General features: G+C 72.0%; 17 protein-coding genes and 1 pseudogene. 9 read left to right on the top strand and 9 right to left on the bottom strand.

What is annotated here, in order from left to right; translation table 11 throughout:
- Positions 1 to 5: 5 nt before the first annotated feature.
- The 5 genes from ABZY33_RS02155 to folE all read left to right on the top strand — a co-directional run bounded on the left by ABZY33_RS02155 (position 6) and on the right by folE (position 5,891).
- Positions 6 to 1,142, top strand: coding sequence for a zinc-dependent metalloprotease (locus ABZY33_RS02155; RefSeq protein ID WP_356489509.1), 1,137 nt, complete (start codon positions 6 to 8; stop codon positions 1,140 to 1,142).
- Between the two features lie 199 nt (positions 1,143 to 1,341).
- Positions 1,342 to 2,349: a tRNA lysidine(34) synthetase TilS gene (tilS, locus tag ABZY33_RS02160; RefSeq protein ID WP_356489510.1), complete on the top strand. Its 1,008-nt coding sequence runs from the start codon at positions 1,342 to 1,344 to the stop codon at positions 2,347 to 2,349.
- Positions 2,350 to 2,403: 54 nt separating this feature from the next.
- On the top strand, positions 2,404 to 2,964 hold the full coding sequence (gene hpt / locus ABZY33_RS02165) for a hypoxanthine phosphoribosyltransferase (RefSeq protein ID WP_356489572.1): 561 nt from the start codon (positions 2,404 to 2,406) through the stop codon (positions 2,962 to 2,964).
- A 194-nt stretch (positions 2,965 to 3,158) separates the two neighbouring features.
- A complete protein-coding gene (gene ftsH, locus ABZY33_RS02170; protein WP_356489511.1) occupies positions 3,159 to 5,174 on the top strand; it encodes an ATP-dependent zinc metalloprotease FtsH in 2,016 nt (671 codons plus the stop codon).
- A 111-nt stretch (positions 5,175 to 5,285) separates the two neighbouring features.
- On the top strand, positions 5,286 to 5,891 hold the full coding sequence (gene folE, locus ABZY33_RS02175; protein ID WP_356489512.1) for a GTP cyclohydrolase I FolE: 606 nt from the start codon (positions 5,286 to 5,288) through the stop codon (positions 5,889 to 5,891).
- 176 nt (positions 5,892 to 6,067) lie between these two features.
- Here the strand turns inward: folE and ABZY33_RS02180 are convergent, their stop codons facing one another.
- The 7 genes and pseudogenes from ABZY33_RS02180 to ABZY33_RS02210 form a co-directional block, all read right to left on the bottom strand.
- Positions 6,068 to 6,553: a DUF3180 domain-containing protein gene (locus tag ABZY33_RS02180; protein WP_356489513.1), complete on the bottom strand. Its 486-nt coding sequence runs from the start codon at positions 6,551 to 6,553 to the stop codon at positions 6,068 to 6,070.
- Positions 6,554 to 6,605: 52 nt separating this feature from the next.
- Entirely contained in the window at positions 6,606 to 7,205 is a 600-nt protein-coding gene (gene folK / locus ABZY33_RS02185; protein WP_356489514.1) for a 2-amino-4-hydroxy-6-hydroxymethyldihydropteridine diphosphokinase, read from the bottom strand.
- Entirely contained in the window at positions 7,202 to 7,561 is a 360-nt protein-coding gene (gene folB / locus ABZY33_RS02190; RefSeq protein ID WP_356489515.1) for a dihydroneopterin aldolase, read from the bottom strand. Before folB ends, folK begins: the two co-directional genes overlap by 4 nt.
- 211 nt (positions 7,562 to 7,772) lie before the next feature.
- Entirely contained in the window at positions 7,773 to 8,312 is a 540-nt protein-coding gene (locus ABZY33_RS02195) for a nuclear transport factor 2 family protein (RefSeq protein WP_356489516.1), read from the bottom strand.
- Positions 8,309 to 9,172, bottom strand: a complete 864-nt coding sequence (gene folP, locus ABZY33_RS02200) for a dihydropteroate synthase (RefSeq protein ID WP_356489517.1) — start codon at positions 9,170 to 9,172, stop codon at positions 8,309 to 8,311. Before folP ends, ABZY33_RS02195 begins: the two co-directional genes overlap by 4 nt.
- A 483-nt stretch (positions 9,173 to 9,655) precedes the next feature.
- Positions 9,656 to 10,672 (bottom strand): annotated as a pseudogene (locus ABZY33_RS02205) (phosphatidylglycerol lysyltransferase domain-containing protein); the annotation flags it as partial.
- Between the two features lie 165 nt (positions 10,673 to 10,837).
- Positions 10,838 to 12,013, bottom strand: a complete 1,176-nt coding sequence (locus ABZY33_RS02210) for a betaine/proline/choline family ABC transporter ATP-binding protein (RefSeq protein ID WP_356489518.1) — start codon at positions 12,011 to 12,013, stop codon at positions 10,838 to 10,840.
- 197 nt (positions 12,014 to 12,210) lie between these two features.
- On the opposite strand from ABZY33_RS02210, the gene ABZY33_RS02215 reads away from it, so the two are divergent.
- From ABZY33_RS02215 to ABZY33_RS02230, 4 genes are all read left to right on the top strand, one after another.
- Positions 12,211 to 12,948 carry an ABC transporter permease gene (locus tag ABZY33_RS02215; protein ID WP_356489519.1) on the top strand — a complete coding sequence of 246 codons (738 nt, stop codon included), beginning with the start codon at positions 12,211 to 12,213 and terminating at the stop codon, positions 12,946 to 12,948.
- Positions 12,945 to 13,613 (top strand): ABC transporter permease, encoded by a 669-nt coding sequence (locus tag ABZY33_RS02220; RefSeq protein ID WP_356489520.1) that lies wholly within the window; start codon positions 12,945 to 12,947, stop codon positions 13,611 to 13,613. The genes ABZY33_RS02215 and ABZY33_RS02220 overlap by 4 nt, the downstream gene beginning before the upstream one ends.
- A gap of 135 nt (positions 13,614 to 13,748) precedes the next feature.
- Entirely contained in the window at positions 13,749 to 14,699 is a 951-nt protein-coding gene (locus ABZY33_RS02225) for an ABC transporter substrate-binding protein (RefSeq protein ID WP_356489521.1), read from the top strand.
- A gap of 185 nt (positions 14,700 to 14,884) precedes the next feature.
- Entirely contained in the window at positions 14,885 to 15,829 is a 945-nt protein-coding gene (locus tag ABZY33_RS02230) for a hypothetical protein (protein ID WP_356489522.1), read from the top strand.
- An 82-nt stretch (positions 15,830 to 15,911) separates the two neighbouring features.
- On the opposite strand, the gene ABZY33_RS02235 is transcribed toward ABZY33_RS02230, so the two are convergent.
- Positions 15,912 to 17,282 carry a PH domain-containing protein gene (locus tag ABZY33_RS02235; protein WP_356489523.1) on the bottom strand — a complete coding sequence of 457 codons (1,371 nt, stop codon included), beginning with the start codon at positions 17,280 to 17,282 and terminating at the stop codon, positions 15,912 to 15,914.
- A complete protein-coding gene (locus tag ABZY33_RS02240) occupies positions 17,279 to 17,803 on the bottom strand; it encodes a PH domain-containing protein (protein WP_356489524.1) in 525 nt (174 codons plus the stop codon). Before ABZY33_RS02240 ends, ABZY33_RS02235 begins: the two co-directional genes overlap by 4 nt.
- Position 17,804 lies beyond the last annotated feature (1 nt).

A 17,804-nucleotide genomic window follows, 5' to 3' on the forward strand; every position in this document is an offset into this window, starting at 1 on the left:
GACGCATGACGAGCATCGGCGGTGCTTCAGGGATGGTCGACTGGAACCTCGCGGTGACCACCGCGACCCGACTCGTGCGACCCGGACCGGAGGTCAGCCGCGACGAGGCGCGCGCCATCGTCGCGGAGCTGCGCCGGCACGCCAAGGCGTCCGAGGAGCACGTACGCGCGTACACGCGCATGGCCACGGAGGACGTGCACGACACCCCCGTCCTGGTGGTGGACAGGCCCGGCTGGGTGCAGGCCAACGTCGAGGGCTTTCGCGAGATCCTCAAGCCGCTCCTCGACAAGATGCAGCAGCGCCGCTCGGGCCCCGGCGGCGCCGTGCTCGGCGCGGTCGGCGGCAAGGTCACCGGCGTCGAACTGGGCATGCTCCTGTCCTTCATGTCCTCCCGCGTCCTCGGCCAGTACGAGACCTTCGCCCCCGCCTCCCGCGACCTGCCGGCCGCGCCGAACGGTGGCCGCCTCCTGCTCGTGGCGCCCAACATCGTGCACGTGGAGCGCGAACTGGACGTGGCCCCGCACGACTTCCGGCTCTGGGTCTGCCTGCACGAGGAGACCCACCGCACCCAGTTCACCGCCGTGCCCTGGCTCCGCGACCACCTGGAGGGCGAGATCCAGTCGTTCCTCGCGGAGACCGAGGTCGACCCCTCGACGTTCCTGGAGCGCATCAGGGAAGCCGCCCAGTCCCTCGCCGGCGGCCGCCCCGAAGGCGAGGAGGACGACGGCGGACGCTCCCTGGTCGAGCTGGTCCAGTCCCCCGCCCAGCGCGAGATCCTCGCCCGCCTCACCGCCGTCATGTCCCTGCTCGAAGGGCACGCGGACTACGTGATGGACGGCGTCGGACCCGCCGTCGTGCCCTCGGTGGAAGAGATCCGCGAGAAGTTCCAGCAGCGCCGCCAGAAGGGCGCCTCCCGGCTCGACATGGCGCTGCGCAAGCTCCTCGGCCTCGACGCCAAGCTGCGCCAGTACCGCGACGGCGAGCGGTTCGTCCGCGCGGTCGTCGACCAGGTCGGCATGGACGGCTTCAACCGCGTCTGGACCTCGCCCAACACCCTCCCCACCAAGGCGGAGATCGCCAAACCGGCGGAGTGGGTCGCACGGGTGCACAACAAGGCGGACGGCGCCCACGACGCCCCGTAGGGCACGCCAGGAATTGCTCAGGATCACCCATCCGAGGGACCGTGGCCCGTGGGTGGGCGTGCGATGCTCGGGGAATCGCTCGTCTCTGTCACCATCGTCACACTCTGCGTGACCGAACCGCCGGATCACCGTTGAGCGTTCCAGCCGGTGCAGTTTCTGGCGCCCACCCCCCTAGACAACGGAATGAAGGGAACCGGACATGGGTCCCCATCCTGCGGTCGCGGCGATACGCCTGGCGGTCCGCCGCGTCCTCCACGACATCCTCAGCGCACACCCCCAGCCCTCCTCCGCCGCGCAGCCCCTCGTGCTCGTCGCCTGCTCGGGCGGCGCCGACTCCATGGCGCTCGCCTCGGCCCTCGCCTTCGAAGCCCCCAAACTCGGCCTCCGCGCCGGTGGCATCACCGTCGACCACGGTCTGCAGCCCGGCTCCGACAGCCGCGCCGAGGACGTCGCCCTGCGCCTGACCGCCCTCGGCCTGGACCCCGTCGAGTCCGTCGCCGTCGCCGTCGGCCGGGCCGGCGGCCCCGAAGCCGCCGCCCGCGACGCCCGGTACGCCGCCCTCGACGCCGCGGCGGAGCGCCACGGCGCCGCCGCCGTCCTGCTCGGCCACACCCGCGACGACCAGGCCGAGACCGTCCTGCTCGGCCTCGCCCGCGGCTCCGGCATCCGCTCCCTGTCCGGCATGGCCGCCGTCTCCGGGGCGGGCGGCCGCTACCGCCGCCCCTTCCTCCAGCTCGACCGGCAGACCGCGCGCAAGGCCTGCCTCGTCCAGCACCTGCCCGTCTGGGACGACCCGCACAACACCGATCCGGCATACACCCGCTCCCGGCTGCGCCACGAAGGGCTGCCCGCCCTGGAGAAGGCGCTCGGCAAAGGCGTCGTCGAGGCCCTCGCCCGGACGGCCCAGCTCTCCCGGGACGACGCCGACGCCCTCGACGCCTGGGCCCAGCAGGCCGCCGACTCCGTACGGGACACCGCGGGCCTCCTCGAATGCGCCAAGCTCTACGCGCTGCCGCCCGCCGTGCGCCGCCGCATCCTGCGCCGCGCCGCGATCGAGGCAGGCGCTCCGGCCGGCGCGCTCTTCGCCCGCCACATCGAAGAGGTCGACCGCCTGATCACCGGCTGGCGGGGCCAGGGAGAGATCAACCTCCCGGGCAAAGTCGTCGCCCAGCGGCAGGGTGGCAGACTGGTCATCCGGCAAGGCTGACGAGAGGCCACGTTTTCGGTGGGCTCCGAGTGGCCGGTGGGACGACCGAAAGTGATGCGGGTGGACGCGAAAGACATGGGCACCGACCTTCAGTCGGTGCTCATCACCAAGGAAGAGATCGACGCGAAGCTGGCAGAGCTGGCCGCGAAGGTCGACGCGGAGTACGCGGGCAAGGACCTGCTGATCGTCGGAGTGCTCAAGGGCGCCGTCATGGTCATGGCGGACCTGGCGCGTGCGCTGGCCACCCCCGTCACGATGGACTGGATGGCGGTGTCCTCGTACGGCGCGGGCACCCAGTCGTCCGGCGTCGTGCGGATCCTCAAGGACCTCGACACCGACATCAAGGGCCGGCACGTCCTGATCGTCGAGGACATCATCGACTCCGGGCTCACGCTGTCCTGGCTGCTCACGAACCTCGGTTCGCGCGAGCCCGCCTCCCTGGAGGTGTGCACGCTGCTGCGCAAGCCGGAGGCGGCGAAGGTCGCCATCGACGTGAAGTGGGTCGGCTTCGACATCCCGAACGAGTTCGTGGTCGGGTACGGCCTGGACTACGCGGAGAAGTACCGGAACCTGCCGTTCGTCGGCACGCTCGCACCGCACGTCTACGGCGGCTGAGCCGGCGCCGGGCGGCCGGGAACCCTCGCGGGGTCCCCGCCGTTGGAGAAGCGAAGGCCCGTTTGTCGGTCGTCCCCTGCGGCGTCGGGTGACAATGCTGGGGTACCGTCCGAAGAACAGTTCTTCAAACAGCTTCAAACAGCCTTATCAAACTCACTATGGCAGGAGGGACGGGGCGTCATCGCTCCGTATGGATGGACGTGAAGCGATACTTCCGTGGGCCGGTCATGTGGATCGTGCTGGCCGTCCTTGCCGTGGTCGTGTTGATGCAGGTCGTCGGTTCGTCCGGCGGCTACAAGACGGTGGACACCGGCCAGGTCATTCAGGCCATCAACGACAACAAGGTGCAGTCGGCCAAGCTGACCACCGGTGACGACAACACCATCAAGGCCGAGCTGAAGGACGGCCAGAAGGTCGACGGCTCGAGCAAGATCCAGGCCAGTTACATCGGCGACCAGGGCGTCGCGGTGGCCAAGGACTTGCAGGCCAAGTTCGAGGACAAGCAGATCCCCGACGGGTACACCGTCTCCCCGTCGAAGCAGAACCCCTTCGTGGGCATCCTGCTGACGCTGCTGCCCTTCGTCCTCATCGTGGTCGTCTTCCTGTTCCTGATGAATCAGATGCAGGGCGGCGGCTCCCGCGTCATGCAGTTCGGGAAGTCCAAGGCCAAGCTCATCACCAAGGACACCCCCAAGACGACCTTCGCCGACGTGGCGGGCTCGGACGAGGCGGTCGAGGAGCTCCACGAGATCAAGGAGTTCCTCCAGGAGCCGGCGAAGTTCCAGGCCGTCGGCGCCAAGATCCCCAAGGGCGTGCTGCTCTACGGCCCGCCCGGCACCGGCAAGACGCTGCTCGCGCGCGCCGTCGCCGGCGAGGCGGGGGTCCCGTTCTACTCGATCTCCGGCTCCGACTTCGTCGAGATGTTCGTCGGTGTCGGTGCTTCCCGGGTCCGCGACCTCTTCGAGCAGGCCAAGGCGAACGCTCCGGCGATCGTCTTCGTCGACGAGATCGACGCGGTCGGCCGCCACCGCGGCGCAGGCCTCGGCGGCGGTCACGACGAGCGCGAGCAGACGCTGAACCAGCTGCTCGTCGAGATGGACGGCTTCGACGTGAAGGGCGGCGTGATCCTGATCGCCGCCACGAACCGGCCGGACATCCTCGACCCGGCGCTGCTGCGCCCCGGCCGCTTCGACCGGCAGATCGCGGTCGACCGCCCGGACATGCAGGGCCGCCTGGAGATCCTCAAGGTGCACCAGAAGGGCAAGCCGGTCGCGCCCGACGTCGACCTGTCGGCCGTGGCGCGCCGCACCCCGGGCTTCACGGGTGCCGATCTGTCGAACGTGCTGAACGAGGCCGCGCTGCTGACGGCCCGTTCGGACAAGAAGCTGATCGACAACCTGTCGCTCGACGAGGCGATCGACCGGGTGGTCGCGGGCCCGCAGAAGCGGACCCGGATCATGTCGGACAAGGAGAAGAAGATCACCGCCTACCACGAGGGCGGACACGCCCTGGTCGCGGCGGCTTCACCGAACTCCGACCCGGTCCACAAGATCACGATCCTCTCCAGAGGCCGTGCGCTGGGCTACACCATGGTGCTGCCGGACGAGGACAAGTACTCGACCACGCGCAACGAGATGCTCGACCAGCTCGCCTACATGCTGGGCGGCCGCGCGGCCGAGGAGCTCGTCTTCCACGACCCGACCACGGGCGCGGCGAACGACATCGAGAAGGCCACCAGTACGGCCCGCGCGATGGTCACGCAGTACGGCATGACCGAGCGGCTCGGCGCGATCAAGTTCGGTGGCGACAACAGCGAGCCCTTCCTCGGCCGTGAGATGGGTCACCAGCGCGACTACTCGGAAGAGGTCGCCGCGCTCGTCGACGAAGAGGTCAAGAAGCTCATCGAGACCGCGCACAACGAGGCCTGGGAGATCCTGGTCGAGAACCGCGACGTCCTCGACAACCTCGTCCTCGCGCTGCTCGAGAAGGAGACGCTGAACAAGGAGCAGATCGCCGAGATCTTCACTCCGATCGTGAAGCGCCCGGCCCGCCCCGCGTGGACCGGCTCCTCGCGCCGCACCCCCTCGACCCGCCCGCCGGTGCTCTCCCCCAAGGAGCTGTCGCTGACGAACGGGGCGAACGGTTCGACGCCCGCCATCGAGACCACCCCCCCGGTGGACACGGTGAAGGAAGAGCGCCCCGAAAGCTGACCGGAGCCTCACCAGGCCCGGAATGCAGGCCGCGTCCCCCACGCTTTACGGTGTGGGGGGCGCGGCCTTTTTGCGGTGCCGTGCCGGTACAGACGAGGAAGAGGCACCACAATGACCGACCCGGTGACGCTGGACGGCGAGGGCTCGATCGGTGAGTTCGACGAGAAGCGGGCCGAGAACGCCGTGCGGGAGCTGCTCATCGCGGTCGGCGAGGACCCGGACCGCGAGGGCCTGCGGGAGACGCCGGCCCGGGTCGCGCGGGCGTACAAGGAGATATTCGCGGGGCTGTGGCAGAAGGCCGAGGACGTTCTGACGACGACGTTCGACCTGGGGCACGACGAGATGGTCCTGGTGAAGGACATCGAGGTCCAATCAAGCTGTGAACATCATTTGGTGCCCTTCGTCGGCGTCGCGCACGTCGGCTACATCCCGTCGGCCGACGGGAAGATCACGGGGCTGTCGAAGCTGGCACGGCTCGTCGACGTCTACGCCCGCCGCCCGCAGGTGCAGGAGCGGCTGACGACGCAGATCGCGGACTCCCTGATGGAGATCCTGGAGCCGCGCGGCGTCATCGTGGTCGTGGAGTGCGAGCACATGTGCATGACGATGCGCGGGGTGCGCAAGCAAGGGGCCAAGACCATTACGTCGGCCGTGCGGGGGCAGTTGCGGGATCCGGCGACCCGGGCCGAGGCGATGAGCTTGATCATCGGGCGCTGAGTAGGTTTTGCGGGCGGGGTTTTGAGCGCGGGCGCTTGGGGGGGAGCGGGGGCGCTGAGGCTGAGGGCACGGGGCTCTGCCCCGGTCGCCGCTCCTCAATCGCCGGAGGGGCTTGATCTGCTTGCCGGTGGAGCTGGAGTCGGCCGTCGGCGGCGCTGCTCGTAGCCCCGGGAAGGTCAAGCCGCTGGGGCCGCCGTGCCGTCCGTGTCGTCGTCCTCGGGGAGCTTGCAGACGCGCTCCAGGAAGAGGGCCGCCGCTATCACCGCGATGCCGGCGAGGACGGAGAACCCGGCGTAGATGGCCTGATCGCGCCGGGCCGGCACCTCCAGGGACTCCAGGAGGAAGGCGCCCGCCCCGCCGTACATCCCCGCCACGAGCGCCGCGACCAGCGCGCTGGCCTGGCCGAAGACGAGCGCCCGCGCGGCCATCATCGGGTCGACGCCCTTCGCTCCGGGCCGGCGCTCGCGCTGGGCGCGCAGCCGGGAGCGGAGCGAGAGGGCCGTCGCGAAGAGCGCGGCGGCGATCACCGCCAGCACGATGGGCGCGGCCGGTGGGACCCGCGGCAGGGTGCCGACCGAGTCCCACAGCCGGGCACCGGCCCAGGACAGCACCCCGGCGGCCAGGAAAAGGCCGGCCAGAGTCCTGATGCGCAGTTGCTTCATCCCCGTAGCTCGCCCCTCGTGTGTCTTCGGTCTGCCCGCTAGACCTTAACGACTACTCGGGCAGCCGAAGTTCCAGGTCGGCCCGGGGCGTCACGCCGTCCCGGGCCACAGCGGTGAGCAGCTCGGCGACCGCGCCGCGGCCGGGCAGCTGGGCCTGCGGCTCCACGTCGTGCCAGGGCGCCAGCACGAAGGCTCGCTCGTGGGCCCGCGGGTGGGGCAGCGTGAGCGTCGGGTCGTCCGAGACGACCTCGGCGTAGGCCACGATGTCGACGTCGAGGGTGCGCGGGCCCCAGCGCTCGTCCCGGACCCGGTGGAAGGCCTCCTCGACCGCGTGGGCGCGCTCCAGGAGCGAGGCGGGCGGGAGCGTCGTCTTCAGGACCACCACGGCGTTGAAGTACGACGGCTGGCTGCCGGGCTCGACGCCCCAGGGCTCCGTCTCGTACACCGGGGAGACGGCTTTGACGCGGACGCCGGGCGTGTCCTCCAGGGCGTCGATGGCGCCCTGGAGGGTCTCCAGACGGTTTCCCAGGTTCGCGCCGAGCGAGAGCACCGCGCGCCGCGGGTTGGACAGGGTGCTGTCGGCGGCGTCCACCTGCTCCACCACGGAGGTCGGCACCGGCTGGACGGTCGGGTCGAACTGAGTCTGGTTCATACTCGGCTCCGGGTGATGGTGACGGTCACGTCGTCGAAGGGCACGGTGATCGGGGCGTCCGGCTTGTGGACGCAGACCTCGACCTCCAGGACCCCTTCGTGCTTCAGGCAGGTCTGGGCGATGCGCTCGGAGAGCGTCTCGATGAGGTCGACCGGCTCGCCTTCGACAACGGCCACAACCTCCTCCGCCACCACGCCGTAGTGCACGGTCTTCGCCAGGTCGTCGTCGGCCGCCGCCGCCCGGGTGTCGAGCCCGAGTACCAGGTCCACGATGAAGGTCTGGCCCTCCTCGCGCTCCTTGGGGAAGACGCCATGGTGCCCGCGGGCCTTGAGGCCGCGCAGCGCGACACGATCCACGCGAATCACTCCTGCAATCGTCGGTAGAGGCCGGTCCGTCGATGTGCGGTCGACCGGTCGGCCTCGCCCGAATCTACCTGCGAGCACTGACAATGCCCGCCCGCGGGGGCTATGGACAGACCGGCCCCCGGCTGGTAGCGGCCCATACCCCGGCAGCCGGGAACCCAACCCGAACGCGGAGATTTCCAGCCCCGTCGACGGCTGTGACCACTCAGGCGAGTGGCCCCTCGTCCCCGGGGTTGTCGGGAAGGCCGACGATGCCGTCCTCGTCGGAGGAGTCGGCCGCGTCGGCCAGCACCGGCGAGGCGTGGTGCGACCACAGCTTCCAGCCCTCGCGGGTGCGCCGGAACACGTTCGTGGCGACGACGCGCTGGCCGACGAGCGGGCCGAGCTCGTCGCCGTCCCCGGGGGCGGGGCCGCCGCTCAGGATGTTCTCCGTGCAGGTCACCAGGGCGGTGTCGGCGACGACGCTGATCCGCACATCGGTCAGGAAGAACTGGATGTACTCGGTGTTCGCCATGATCAGCGCGTACGAGCGCAGCACCTCACCGCGTCCGGTGAGCGCGGGCCAGCCGGGGTGCACGCAGCTGATGGACGTGTCCTCGGCGTCGTCGGGGTCCGCGTCCTCCGCGTAGGAGGCGTCCTCGGGCGCCAGCCACAGGGACGTCAGCTCCTCGAAGTCGCCGCGCTCCACCGCCTCGTAGTAGGCGCGGTTGGCGTCCTCGACGGCCTGGGTGTCGGCGACGGTCACCGGGCTCCCTCGACGGCGCGGGCCACGCGGACCGCGTCGGCGGTGGCCCGCACCTCGTGGACGCGCACCGCCCAGGCTCCGGCGTGCGCGGCGATCGCGGAGACGGCGGCGGTGGCGGCGTCGCGTTCGCGCGCGGGCGGCGGGGCGCCCTCCTCGCCGGCCAGGACGTGGCCGAGGAACCGCTTGCGGGAGGCGGCGACCAGGATCGGGTGGCCCAGGGCGCGCAGTTCGCCGAGGTGGGCGAGGAGGGCGAGGTCGTGCCCCGGCTCCTTGGAGAAGCCGAGGCCCGGGTCGACGACGACGCGGTCGGGGGCGATACCGCCCTCGATGACGGCCGCCACGCGCGCGTGCAACTCGCTCACGACCTCGCGGACGACGTCCTCGTAGGTGCCGCGTACGGTCGCGCCCTGGAGGAACCCGCGCCAGTGCATCACCACGAAGGGGGCGCCCGCGGCGGCGACGACCGGGACCATCGCGGGGTCGGCGAGACCGCCGCTGACGTCGTTGACCAGGCGGGCGCCCGCCGCGAGGGACCGCTCGGCGACGCAGGCGCGCATGGTGTCGACGGAGACCGTGACGCCCTCGGCGGCGAGCCCGCGCACGACGGGGATGACGCGCTTGAGCTCCTCGTCCTCGTCGACGCGGGTGGCGCCGGGGCGGGTGGACTCGCCGCCGACGTCCACGAGGTCGGCGCCCTGGGCTACCAGGTCCAGGCCGTGCTTGATGGCGGCGGTGGTGTCGAACCAGCGGCCACCGTCGGAGAAGGAGTCGGGCGTCACATTGACGACGCCCATGACCGCGCAGCGGTCCCAGGCGGGGAGGTGGGCTACGTGGCCGCGGAGGACCTGGGACGTGCTCATGGCTTCCAGCCTAGAGCGGGGTGGGGGGTGGCTGTGCCGGGGCGGGGGGCTCCGCCCCGGGGCCGGGGGTGTGTCCGGTGCGGGGTCGTCGTCCTGGCCGCCAGGGCCGCCCTGGCGGCCCTGGCGGCCCTGGCGGCCCGAGGCGGCACCAGGGTCCTCGGCACGAGGGTCCTCGGTACCCGCGTCCTCGGGACCGGCGCCCACGAACCCCGTGCCTTGGAAACCGGCGTCCTCAGACTCGGCGCCCTGGGGAACCGGCGTCCTCAGACCCGGCGCCCTGGGGAACCGGCGCCCTCGGCACCCGGCGCCCACGAACCCCGCGCCCTCGAACCCGGCGCCCTCGAACCCCGCGCCCTAAGAACCGGCGCCCCCAGACCCCGCACCCCCGCCCTCCACCCCCGCACGCGCGCGTGCCCGGCGCAGCAGTACCTGGCCGAGCGGGAGGTGGGGGAGGGCGAGGCCGGTGGGGGTCTGGTGGAGCGTCAGGCCCGTCTCGTGGGTCCAGACCTCGCCGGCCGTCCGGGAGCAGCCGGTCACCGCCGGGGTCCACGCGTGGGCGCGTGCCTCGTCCATGAAGCGCTCGATGGCGCCGGGCCAGGCCTCCTTGGCGCCGACCGGGTCGCCGGTGGCGAGCATCACTCCGGAGACGACGCGGTAGCGGACGGCCGCTTTGCCGCTGGGTGAGAACACCACCCCCTTGTCGCGGCGCCAGACGACGCGCCTGGCGGCGGCGCGGTCGCCGTGCTGCACAAGTAAGGCACGGAGTCGCGCCGCGTCGTCCTCGCCGAGACGTGCGGCCGGCCGGCCGGGACGGCACGCGAGCCAGACCGTGGTGAGGACCGTGACCGTGCCGAGCGCGCGGAGCGAGAACGTGACGGTGCTCGCCACCTGCCCCGTGTAGTGGAGCGGCCCGGCGACACCGAACAGGCCGTACAGGACGTGCTCCAGGCGCTCGGCCAGGCTCGGATCCCCGACGAGCCGGTCCGGGTGGGCGCTGACGACGACGAGGCCGAGCAGGATCGAACCGGCGCCCATCAGTACGAAGGTGGCCGGCGCGCGCCGGCGGCCGTGCGGGTCGGGCGGGGCGGCGAACTGCTCCCGGTGCGTGACGAGCGGCCACAGGAGGAGCAGCGGGACGACGACGCCCACGACCGAGGGCCGGTACGCGCCCTGCGCGCAGGCGCCGAGCGGCAGCAGCACCAGGGCCGCCCGCCGGGCCCGCCGCTCGCGGTGGCCCAGGTCCCGCGCGAGCAGGAGCACCAGGACGCCGCTGCCGAGCGCGAGCGCCGCCGCGTACGGGGCGAGCGCACCCGGCAGCGGCTGGGCGAGGTGCGAGAGCCCGTGGTGCCGGGCGGGAGGCAGGACGCCGGCCGCCACATCCAGGAGCCCGGCCAGGACGCAGGCCCCGGCCACCAGCTGCGGCACTGCCTGCGGGCGCGGGCCGCGCAGCACCCGCCGCGGAGCCCCGCGCGAGCTTCCCGCATCCATCCTGACGAACATCGCATTCCCGGGGTTCCGCATGAAACGTGAACGCGGGGGCCAAAGGCGGCATCCGCGACGTGCGCCCTTTAGGACGGTTCGCGGCGGACGCGGGTTCACTGCGGAGCGCACCCGGTTGCGCGGACGGACGGACGAAGCGGTACGGCTCGTTCCGCGGCGGTGCCGCTACGCCTGGAGCGGTGCCACCGTCTCCAGTTCGACCTCCGCGCGCGCGATGTCCCGGGCGTCCGCGGCGGTGGAGCGGCGCAGCGCCTCGTGCAGCCTGGCCGGGGTCAGCACCCCCAGGAAGCGGCCTTCGGAGCGGGCGTCGATGACCGCGATCCATCCGGCGTCGTGCTGGAGCATCGTCGCGAACGCCTGCTTGAGCGAGGCGCCGACCGGCAGCCAGGCCTCCATGCGGCGCGCGTGGTCGCGTACGGTGCCGCCCGTCGCGCCGCTCTGCCGCGCGCCCCCGCGCGCGTGCTCGGCGGAGATCCAGCCGTGCAGGTTGTTGTCGCTGTCCAGGACGACGGCCCAGGGGGCAGCCAGCTCCCGGGGCAGCGGGTCGTCGAGGTGGACGACGGGCGGCTGCTCCAGGTCGCCCTCCTCGATGGGCGTCACGGACAGGCGCTTCAGACCCCGGTCGGCGCCGACGAAATCAGCCACGTACGGGGTGGCGGGGGCGCCCAGGACGGCCGAGGGGGTGTCGAACTGCTCGATGCTGCCCTGTCCGTAGACGGCGATGCGGTCGCCGAGGCGCACCGCCTCCTCGATGTCGTGCGTGACGAACAGGACCGTCTTGCCGAGCGTCTGCTGGAGCCGCAGGAACTCGGTCTGGAGGTGGTCGCGCACCACCGGGTCGACCGCGCCGAACGGCTCGTCCATCAGCAGCACCGGCGGATCGGCGGCCAGCGCCCGGGCCACGCCGACGCGCTGGCGCTGGCCGCCCGAGAGCTGGTCGGGGTAGCGGTCACCGAACGTCTTCGGGTCCAGGCCCACCAGGTCCAGCAGCTCCGCCGCGCGCTCGCGGGCCTTGGCGCGCTTGACGCCGAGCAGGTGCGGCACGGTCGCGGTGTTGTCCAGCACCGTCTTGTGCGGGAAGAGGCCCACCTGCTGGATGACGTAGCCGATCCGGCGCCGCAGCTGGACCGGGTCGATGGCGGATATGTCGTCGCCGTCGAGGAATATCCGGCCCGAAGTGGGTTCGATGAGCCGGTTCACCATCTTCATCGTCGTGGTCTTGCCGCAGCCCGACGGGCCGACGAGCGTGACCAGTTCGCCCTCGTTCACCTCGAAGGACAGATCGTCGACGGCAGTGGTGCCGTCCGCGTACCGCTTGCTGACGTGCTCGAACCGGATCATGGGAGCCCATTCTGCCGCGCCGCGACCGCGTTCGGCACGCCCTTGTGCGGCAGTCATGTGACGGGAATGTTGCGGGCGGGGGGCGGGTCTCGGCCATTGTCAGTGGCGGCCGCTAGGGTCGTCGGCAGTCGGGAAACGTGCGTGCGCGGGTACGGACACCTGACATACGTTCGGGGGAATCGGGGGAGGTGGGCGGGGTGAGCGAACAGAACTGCCTGGTGGCGAACGACTGGGTGTGCGGGGAGTATCTGCGCACGCGCAGCCAGGAATTGGTCGACGCGACCGTCCAGCACGTGGGAATCACCGTGGTCTCGGTGCTGATCGGCGTCCTGATCGCCTTCCCGCTCGCGCTGCTCGCCCGGCACAAGCGGGCTTTCGCGGGCCCGGTCCTCGGTCTGACGACCGTCTTCTACTCGATTCCGTCGCTGGCGATGTTCTCGCTGCTGCTGCCCCTTTTCGGGCTTTCGGTGACGCTGGTGGTCACCGGGCTGGTGCTCTATTCGCTGACCATTCTCGTGCGCAACATATTGGCGGGGCTCCAGGCCGTGCCCGAGGAGGCCCGGGAGGCCGCGCGCGGGATGGGGTACGGGCCGCTGCGGCTGCTGTGGGAGGTCGAACTGCCGCTGGCGCTGCCGGCCCTGCTGGCCGGCGTCCGTATCGCCACGGTCTCCACGGTGGCGCTGACCACGGTCGGCGCGATCGTCGACTACGGCGGCCTCGGCACGCTGATCCTCGACGGCCTCGACAGTGACTTCAAGGCCCAGGTGCTCACCGCCTCGGTGCTCTGCGTGGTGCTCGCGATCCTCGCCGACCTGCTGCTGCTCGGCGTGCAGCGGTGGCTCACACCGTGGACGCGCGTGCGCGCCGGGCGCTCCGCGCGCGGAGCCCGCATACGGAAGGCCGCGGTCGCCGCGGAGCCGGAGAAGGTGGCATGAACGCGATATCGGGTGCGTACGACTGGCTGAGCACCGGAGCCAACTGGCAGGGCGAGAAGGGGGTGTGGCACCGCCTCACCGAGCACCTGTACTTCAGCGGGGTCGCGCTCGCCGTCGCCTGCCTGCTGGCGCTGCCGCTCGCGTTGTGGCTCGGCCACATCGGCAAGGGCGGCGCCCTCGCGATCAACGTGTCGAACGTGGGGCGCGCGGTGCCGACCCTCGCCGTCCTCGTCCTGCTGACCCTCACCCCGCTCGGCCGCCACGGGGACGTGCCGACGCTGATCGCGCTGGTGCTCTTCGCGGTGCCGCCGCTGCTGACCAACGCCTATGTGGGGATGCGCGAGGTCGACCGCTCGGTGGTGGAGGCCGCGCGCGGGATGGGCATGAGCGGCCGCCAGGTCTTCGCCCGGGTCGAGCTGCCGCTGGCGTACCCGCTGGTGATGACCGGGCTGCGGTCGGCCGCGGTACAGGTCATCGCGACGGCGACGCTGGCCGCGATGGCGGGTGAGGGCGGGCTCGGACGGATCATCACGGCCGGCTTCAACCTCCAGGACACCCCGCAAGTGGTGGCCGGGGCCATGCTCGTGGCCGCGCTGGCGCTGCTGGTGGAGGCCGTGTTCGTGGCGTTGGGCCGGGCGCTCGACCCCATGCGGGGGAGGGCCTGAGGCGACGACGAGCCGTCCCGTCCGCTGCGGCCCCGGCCGCGGCCGGGCGACCGGGCGCGTGCGGTGTGGTGTGCATTTCCTGCAGTGCGACAGACCAGTTCAACGAGGAGAGCGATGAACAGCAGAATGCGTCGAATGGCCGTGACCGCTGTGGCGGTCGGAGCGCTGGGCGCGGGGCTGGTCGCGTGCGGCGGCGACAGCCTGGAGGGCAAGGACGACGCGGGCGGCTCCGGCGGCTCCGCCGCCGAGAAGGGCAAGGTCGTCGTCGGCGCCGCCAGTTTCACCGAGGCCAAGGTGCTCGGTGAGCTGTACCGGCAGATCCTCTCCGACGCCGGGTACGACGCGTCGGTCAAGACGGTCGAGAACCGCGAGATCTACGAGCCGCAGCTCGCCAAGGGCGCGATCGACGTCGTGCCCGAATACGCGGCGACGCTCACCGAATTCCTGAACCTGAAGAAGAACGGCGCGGACGCGAAGCCGGTCGCCTCCAGCGACGTCGACGCCACCGTCGCCGCGCTGCGCAAGCTCGCCGAGCCGCAGGGCCTGAAGGTGCTGGACGCGGGCGGAGCGGTCGACCAGAACGCGTTCGCGGTGAGCGAGAGCTTCGCCGCGAAGCACAAGCTCAAGACGCTCTCCGATCTCGGCACGTCGGGCCAGAAGGTCAAGATCGCGGCCGGCGACGAATGCGAGGAGCGGCCGTTCTGCGCGCCGGGCCTGAAGAAGACGTACGGGATCGACGTCACCGGCATCGACCCCAAGGGCGTCGGCACCACGCAGTCCAAGCAGGCGGTGAAGAACGGCACGGACCAGCTGGTCCTGACGACCACGACCGACGCGACGCTGAAGAACTTCGGCCTCGTCCTGCTGGAGGACGACAAGAAGCTGCAGAACGCGGACAACATCATTCCGGTGGTGAACGCGAAGGACGCGGGTGATCAGGGGATAACCGACGTTCTCGGGAAGCTGACCAAGACGCTCACGACGGAGGATCTCGTCGAGTTGAACCGCAAGGTCGACGCCGAGCGCCAGAAGGAAGCCGATGTCGCGAAGGACTATCTGGAGTCCAAGGGCCTCATCGGAAAATGATCTTGATCGGGCCCGGGAGTGGCTCGGGCGTGGGATCAGGGGCGGGATCGGAAGCGGGTTCAGGGGAGTGACAGGGGCTTAAGCGGGCGCCTTCTGGTGGGAGTTCGGAGGTTTCTGTGCCGCCGATGCCCGGATTTTGCCGGGCGGGGCTTCGCGATTCGCCTACGCGCGGTAAGTTTCTGGCCATGCCACGTGGACGCCACCGCCATTCCCCACCCCTGCACCGCATCCTGCCGCCCTCGGTGATCGCCGGTGTGCCGCTCGTCTGTGCGGGCGGCGTCTGGCTGTCCGGTGATCCACTCGTCCTGCGCTGCGTCACCGCCGCCGCTGCGGCGGCCGCCGTGGTCGGCTCCGTGGTGATGCGCCGCTGGGACCGGCTCGCGGGCAAGCAGGTCGCCGATCTGACCCGGGGCGCGGCCAGCGAGCGCTGGCGGCACGAGGAGGCCGTGGCGGAGCTGGAGGGCGACCTCGAGGAGTCGCGGGAGCTGCGCGCCAGGCTGGAGGCCAAGCTGCGCGCGAAGCGGTCCGAGCTGGCCGGGCTGCGCAACGAACACGCGGCGCTGCTGCGGCGGTACGCGAACGCGGAGACGGAGCGGGCCAGCGCGCTGGAGGGCCGGCGCCGGCTCGCCATCGAGGCGGCGGTCCCGACCCGGGCGCTGCCGCCGGCCCGGGGCCAGGCCCAGGAGCAGGCCCCGGCTCCGTCCGGCCCCCGGTCCGGAGCCACCGCGGCCCTGTACCTGCGGGCGAATGCGGCCCTCGACCGGCTCGCGCGGCGCTCCGAGACGCCTGTCGCCGCCGCCGAGGAGGGCGATGCGCGGGGGAAGTCCCGCGCGGCGTCCGGTCACTACACCGTGCCGGTCGCCGCGGCGGTGGCGCCCGCGGCGCCGGTGCGCAAGGTGCCCCAGGGCGGCTTCGACTTCTTCGGGACGAGCGGCTCCGACGCCGAGGCCGACCCGGACGCCGACGCGGAGACGCAGCCGCGGGTCCAGGGCGGTGCGGCGCAGGACGAGGACCTGGCCGATGTCATCGGGGAAGAGGCGCTCGCCGAGCAGGAGGTCATCGACCTGACCGCCCACGACGAGACCGAGCAGATCGACGTGGGTGACCTGCGCTCCGCGCTGCGAGCCTGAGACCTTCTACGGAGCCCCACCGCCACGAGAACGGCGCCCTACAGGAAGTAGGGCGCCATTTTGCTTCCTGCTGGCCCGGACTCTACGACCCGCCCTCGCCCTGCGGCGCCCCGCTCATCCACCGGTCCGGCCAGGCCACTCGCCGACCGGTCCGCGACCGGTCCGCCTGGGCCCGCAGCAGCTCCGCCGCCTCCTGCGCGTCCCGCAGGCGGGCTGTCACGGTCTTGTCGGCCCCGGTGTCCAGGTGCAGCCCCGCCACCCGCCAGCAGCGCTCCCAGGGCCCCTGGGTGAGGCGCACGCTCTGGACCTTGGCGTGCGGGACGAGCGAGAGCCGGCGTCGCAGGAGCCCGTCCCGCGCGGCGAACGCCGTCTCCGTGACGGCGACCCCGTAGGCCCGCCACCAGACCGGAACGCACCAGCGCCCGCGCCGCGGCGCGGGCACGAAGTCGCCCGCTTTGGGCACCGCGACGCCCGGCAGTATCCGCGCGACGACGTCCTCGGCGTGCTCGCGCGGGGCGACGGGGACCAGCACGGAGTTGGCGGACCCGGCGACGTGCAGTTCGACGCGGACCCAGCCGAGCCTGCGCCACAGCAGTGGCTCGACGAGGCGGACGGTCTGCACGCGGCCGGGCGGCACCGTCTCGTGCACCCGGTCCAGCAGCCCGTGGTCGATGCGCAACCCGTCCTGGGACTCACCGACCGTCCAGTCGTACTCCTTGATGAAACGGCCCGCGCTCTGGGTGAACGCCGCGCCGGCCAGCGGCACCCCGGCGCCGATCACTGTCCACAGGTTGTGGGTGGCGAACCACAAGAAGGCCGGCACCGCCAGAGCCGCCAGCAGCATCCCCCAGGGGGCGCCCGTCAGGAGCAGCGCCACCGCGAGCATGCGCGGGGGCGTGCGCAGGATCTGCCGCGCCGGGGCCTCGCCCACCTCACGCGCCGACTCGGGGGCGAACCCGGCGGCGCGGGCCAGGAGTTCGGCCCGCAGGTCGCGCGCCTGCTTCTCGCCCAGGTAGGACAACTCGTCCTTCTTGTCGGCGCCTACGACGTCGAGTTTCAGCTTGGCCACGCCTACGAGGCGGGCCACCAGCGGCTGGGTGATGTCGACCGCCTGGAGACGGTCCAGCCGGATGTGGGCGGTGCGGCGGAACAGCAGGCCCGTACGGATGCGCAGTTCGGTGTCGGTCACGGCGAAGTGCGTGAACCACCAGGTGAGGAAGCCGTACAGGGCCGCGGCCGGGACCAGCACGGCGATCCCGATGAGCAGTGCGGTGCCGGTGAGGTGGGCCAGCTGGCGCTGGGCCTGGTCCATGTCGTGGACGGCCCAGCCGAACAGGACGGCGATCGGCGCCCAGGCCCGGCGCAGCGGCGTGACGGGGTGCAGGCGCTGCTCTCGTACGGCGTCGGGCGGCACCGGGTCCGTGGAGCCCCTGGGCTCGTGGGAGGTCCTCACAGGCCCGCCGATCGGGCCTCGCCGAGCTCGGTGAGGCGGTCGCGCAGCCGCTCCGCCTCGGCCGGCACCAGGCCCGGGATGGTCGCGTCGGTGGCGGCGGCCGCGGTGTGCAGTTGCAGGCTGGACAGGCCGAACCTGCGCTCCAGCGGGCCCGAGGTCACCTCGACCAGCTGCATCCGCCCGTACGGCACGATCGTTTCCTCGCGCCACAGCACGCCCCGGCTGATCAGCAGGTCGTCGGCGCGTTCCGCGTACCGCCACGAGCGCCAGTTGCGGCCCAGCATCGGCCAGCCCCACGCCACCGCGGCCAGCGGCAGCAGGGCCAGGAGCGCCCAGAGCGGCCCCGCGAAGAGGCCGAGCAGCACCCCGGCCGCCACTGCGGGCGGCACCACCCAGAGCACCAGCAGCAGCCGGCGCACCTTCAGCAGGCCGGGCTGCACACCCGTCCATACCGGTCCTGCCTCCGAGCGGCCCGCGATGCCGCCGGCGGGCTCTGCGGCCCCCGTAGTCCCCGTTTCCATC

This window comes from Streptomyces sp. NPDC006552, assembly GCF_040611655.1.
Lineage (GTDB): Bacteria > Actinomycetota > Actinomycetes > Streptomycetales > Streptomycetaceae > Streptomyces.

Bases quoted from the DNA above. Each gene is read 5' to 3' on its own strand.
- ABZY33_RS02210 (WP_356489518.1), bottom strand. From the start codon at position 12,013: ATGATCCGGTTCGAGCACGTCAGCAAGCGGTACGCGGACGGCACCACT.
- ABZY33_RS02240 (WP_356489524.1), bottom strand. From the start codon at position 17,803: ATGGAAACGGGGACTACGGGGGCCGCAGAGCCCGCCGGCGGCATCGCG.
- ABZY33_RS02225 (WP_356489521.1), top strand. From the start codon at position 13,749: ATGGCCGTGACCGCTGTGGCGGTCGGAGCGCTGGGCGCGGGGCTGGTC.
- ABZY33_RS02180 (WP_356489513.1), bottom strand. From the start codon at position 6,553: ATGAAGCAACTGCGCATCAGGACTCTGGCCGGCCTTTTCCTGGCCGCC.
- ABZY33_RS02230 (WP_356489522.1), top strand. From the start codon at position 14,885: ATGCCACGTGGACGCCACCGCCATTCCCCACCCCTGCACCGCATCCTG.
- folE (WP_356489512.1), top strand. From the start codon at position 5,286: ATGACCGACCCGGTGACGCTGGACGGCGAGGGCTCGATCGGTGAGTTC.
- hpt (WP_356489572.1), top strand. From the start codon at position 2,404: ATGCGGGTGGACGCGAAAGACATGGGCACCGACCTTCAGTCGGTGCTC.
- ABZY33_RS02155 (WP_356489509.1), top strand. From the start codon at position 6: ATGACGAGCATCGGCGGTGCTTCAGGGATGGTCGACTGGAACCTCGCG.
- folK (WP_356489514.1), bottom strand. From the start codon at position 7,205: ATGAACCAGACTCAGTTCGACCCGACCGTCCAGCCGGTGCCGACCTCC.
- ABZY33_RS02220 (WP_356489520.1), top strand. From the start codon at position 12,945: ATGAACGCGATATCGGGTGCGTACGACTGGCTGAGCACCGGAGCCAAC.
- tilS (WP_356489510.1), top strand. From the start codon at position 1,342: ATGGGTCCCCATCCTGCGGTCGCGGCGATACGCCTGGCGGTCCGCCGC.
- ftsH (WP_356489511.1), top strand. From the start codon at position 3,159: ATGGACGTGAAGCGATACTTCCGTGGGCCGGTCATGTGGATCGTGCTG.
- folP (WP_356489517.1), bottom strand. From the start codon at position 9,172: ATGAGCACGTCCCAGGTCCTCCGCGGCCACGTAGCCCACCTCCCCGCC.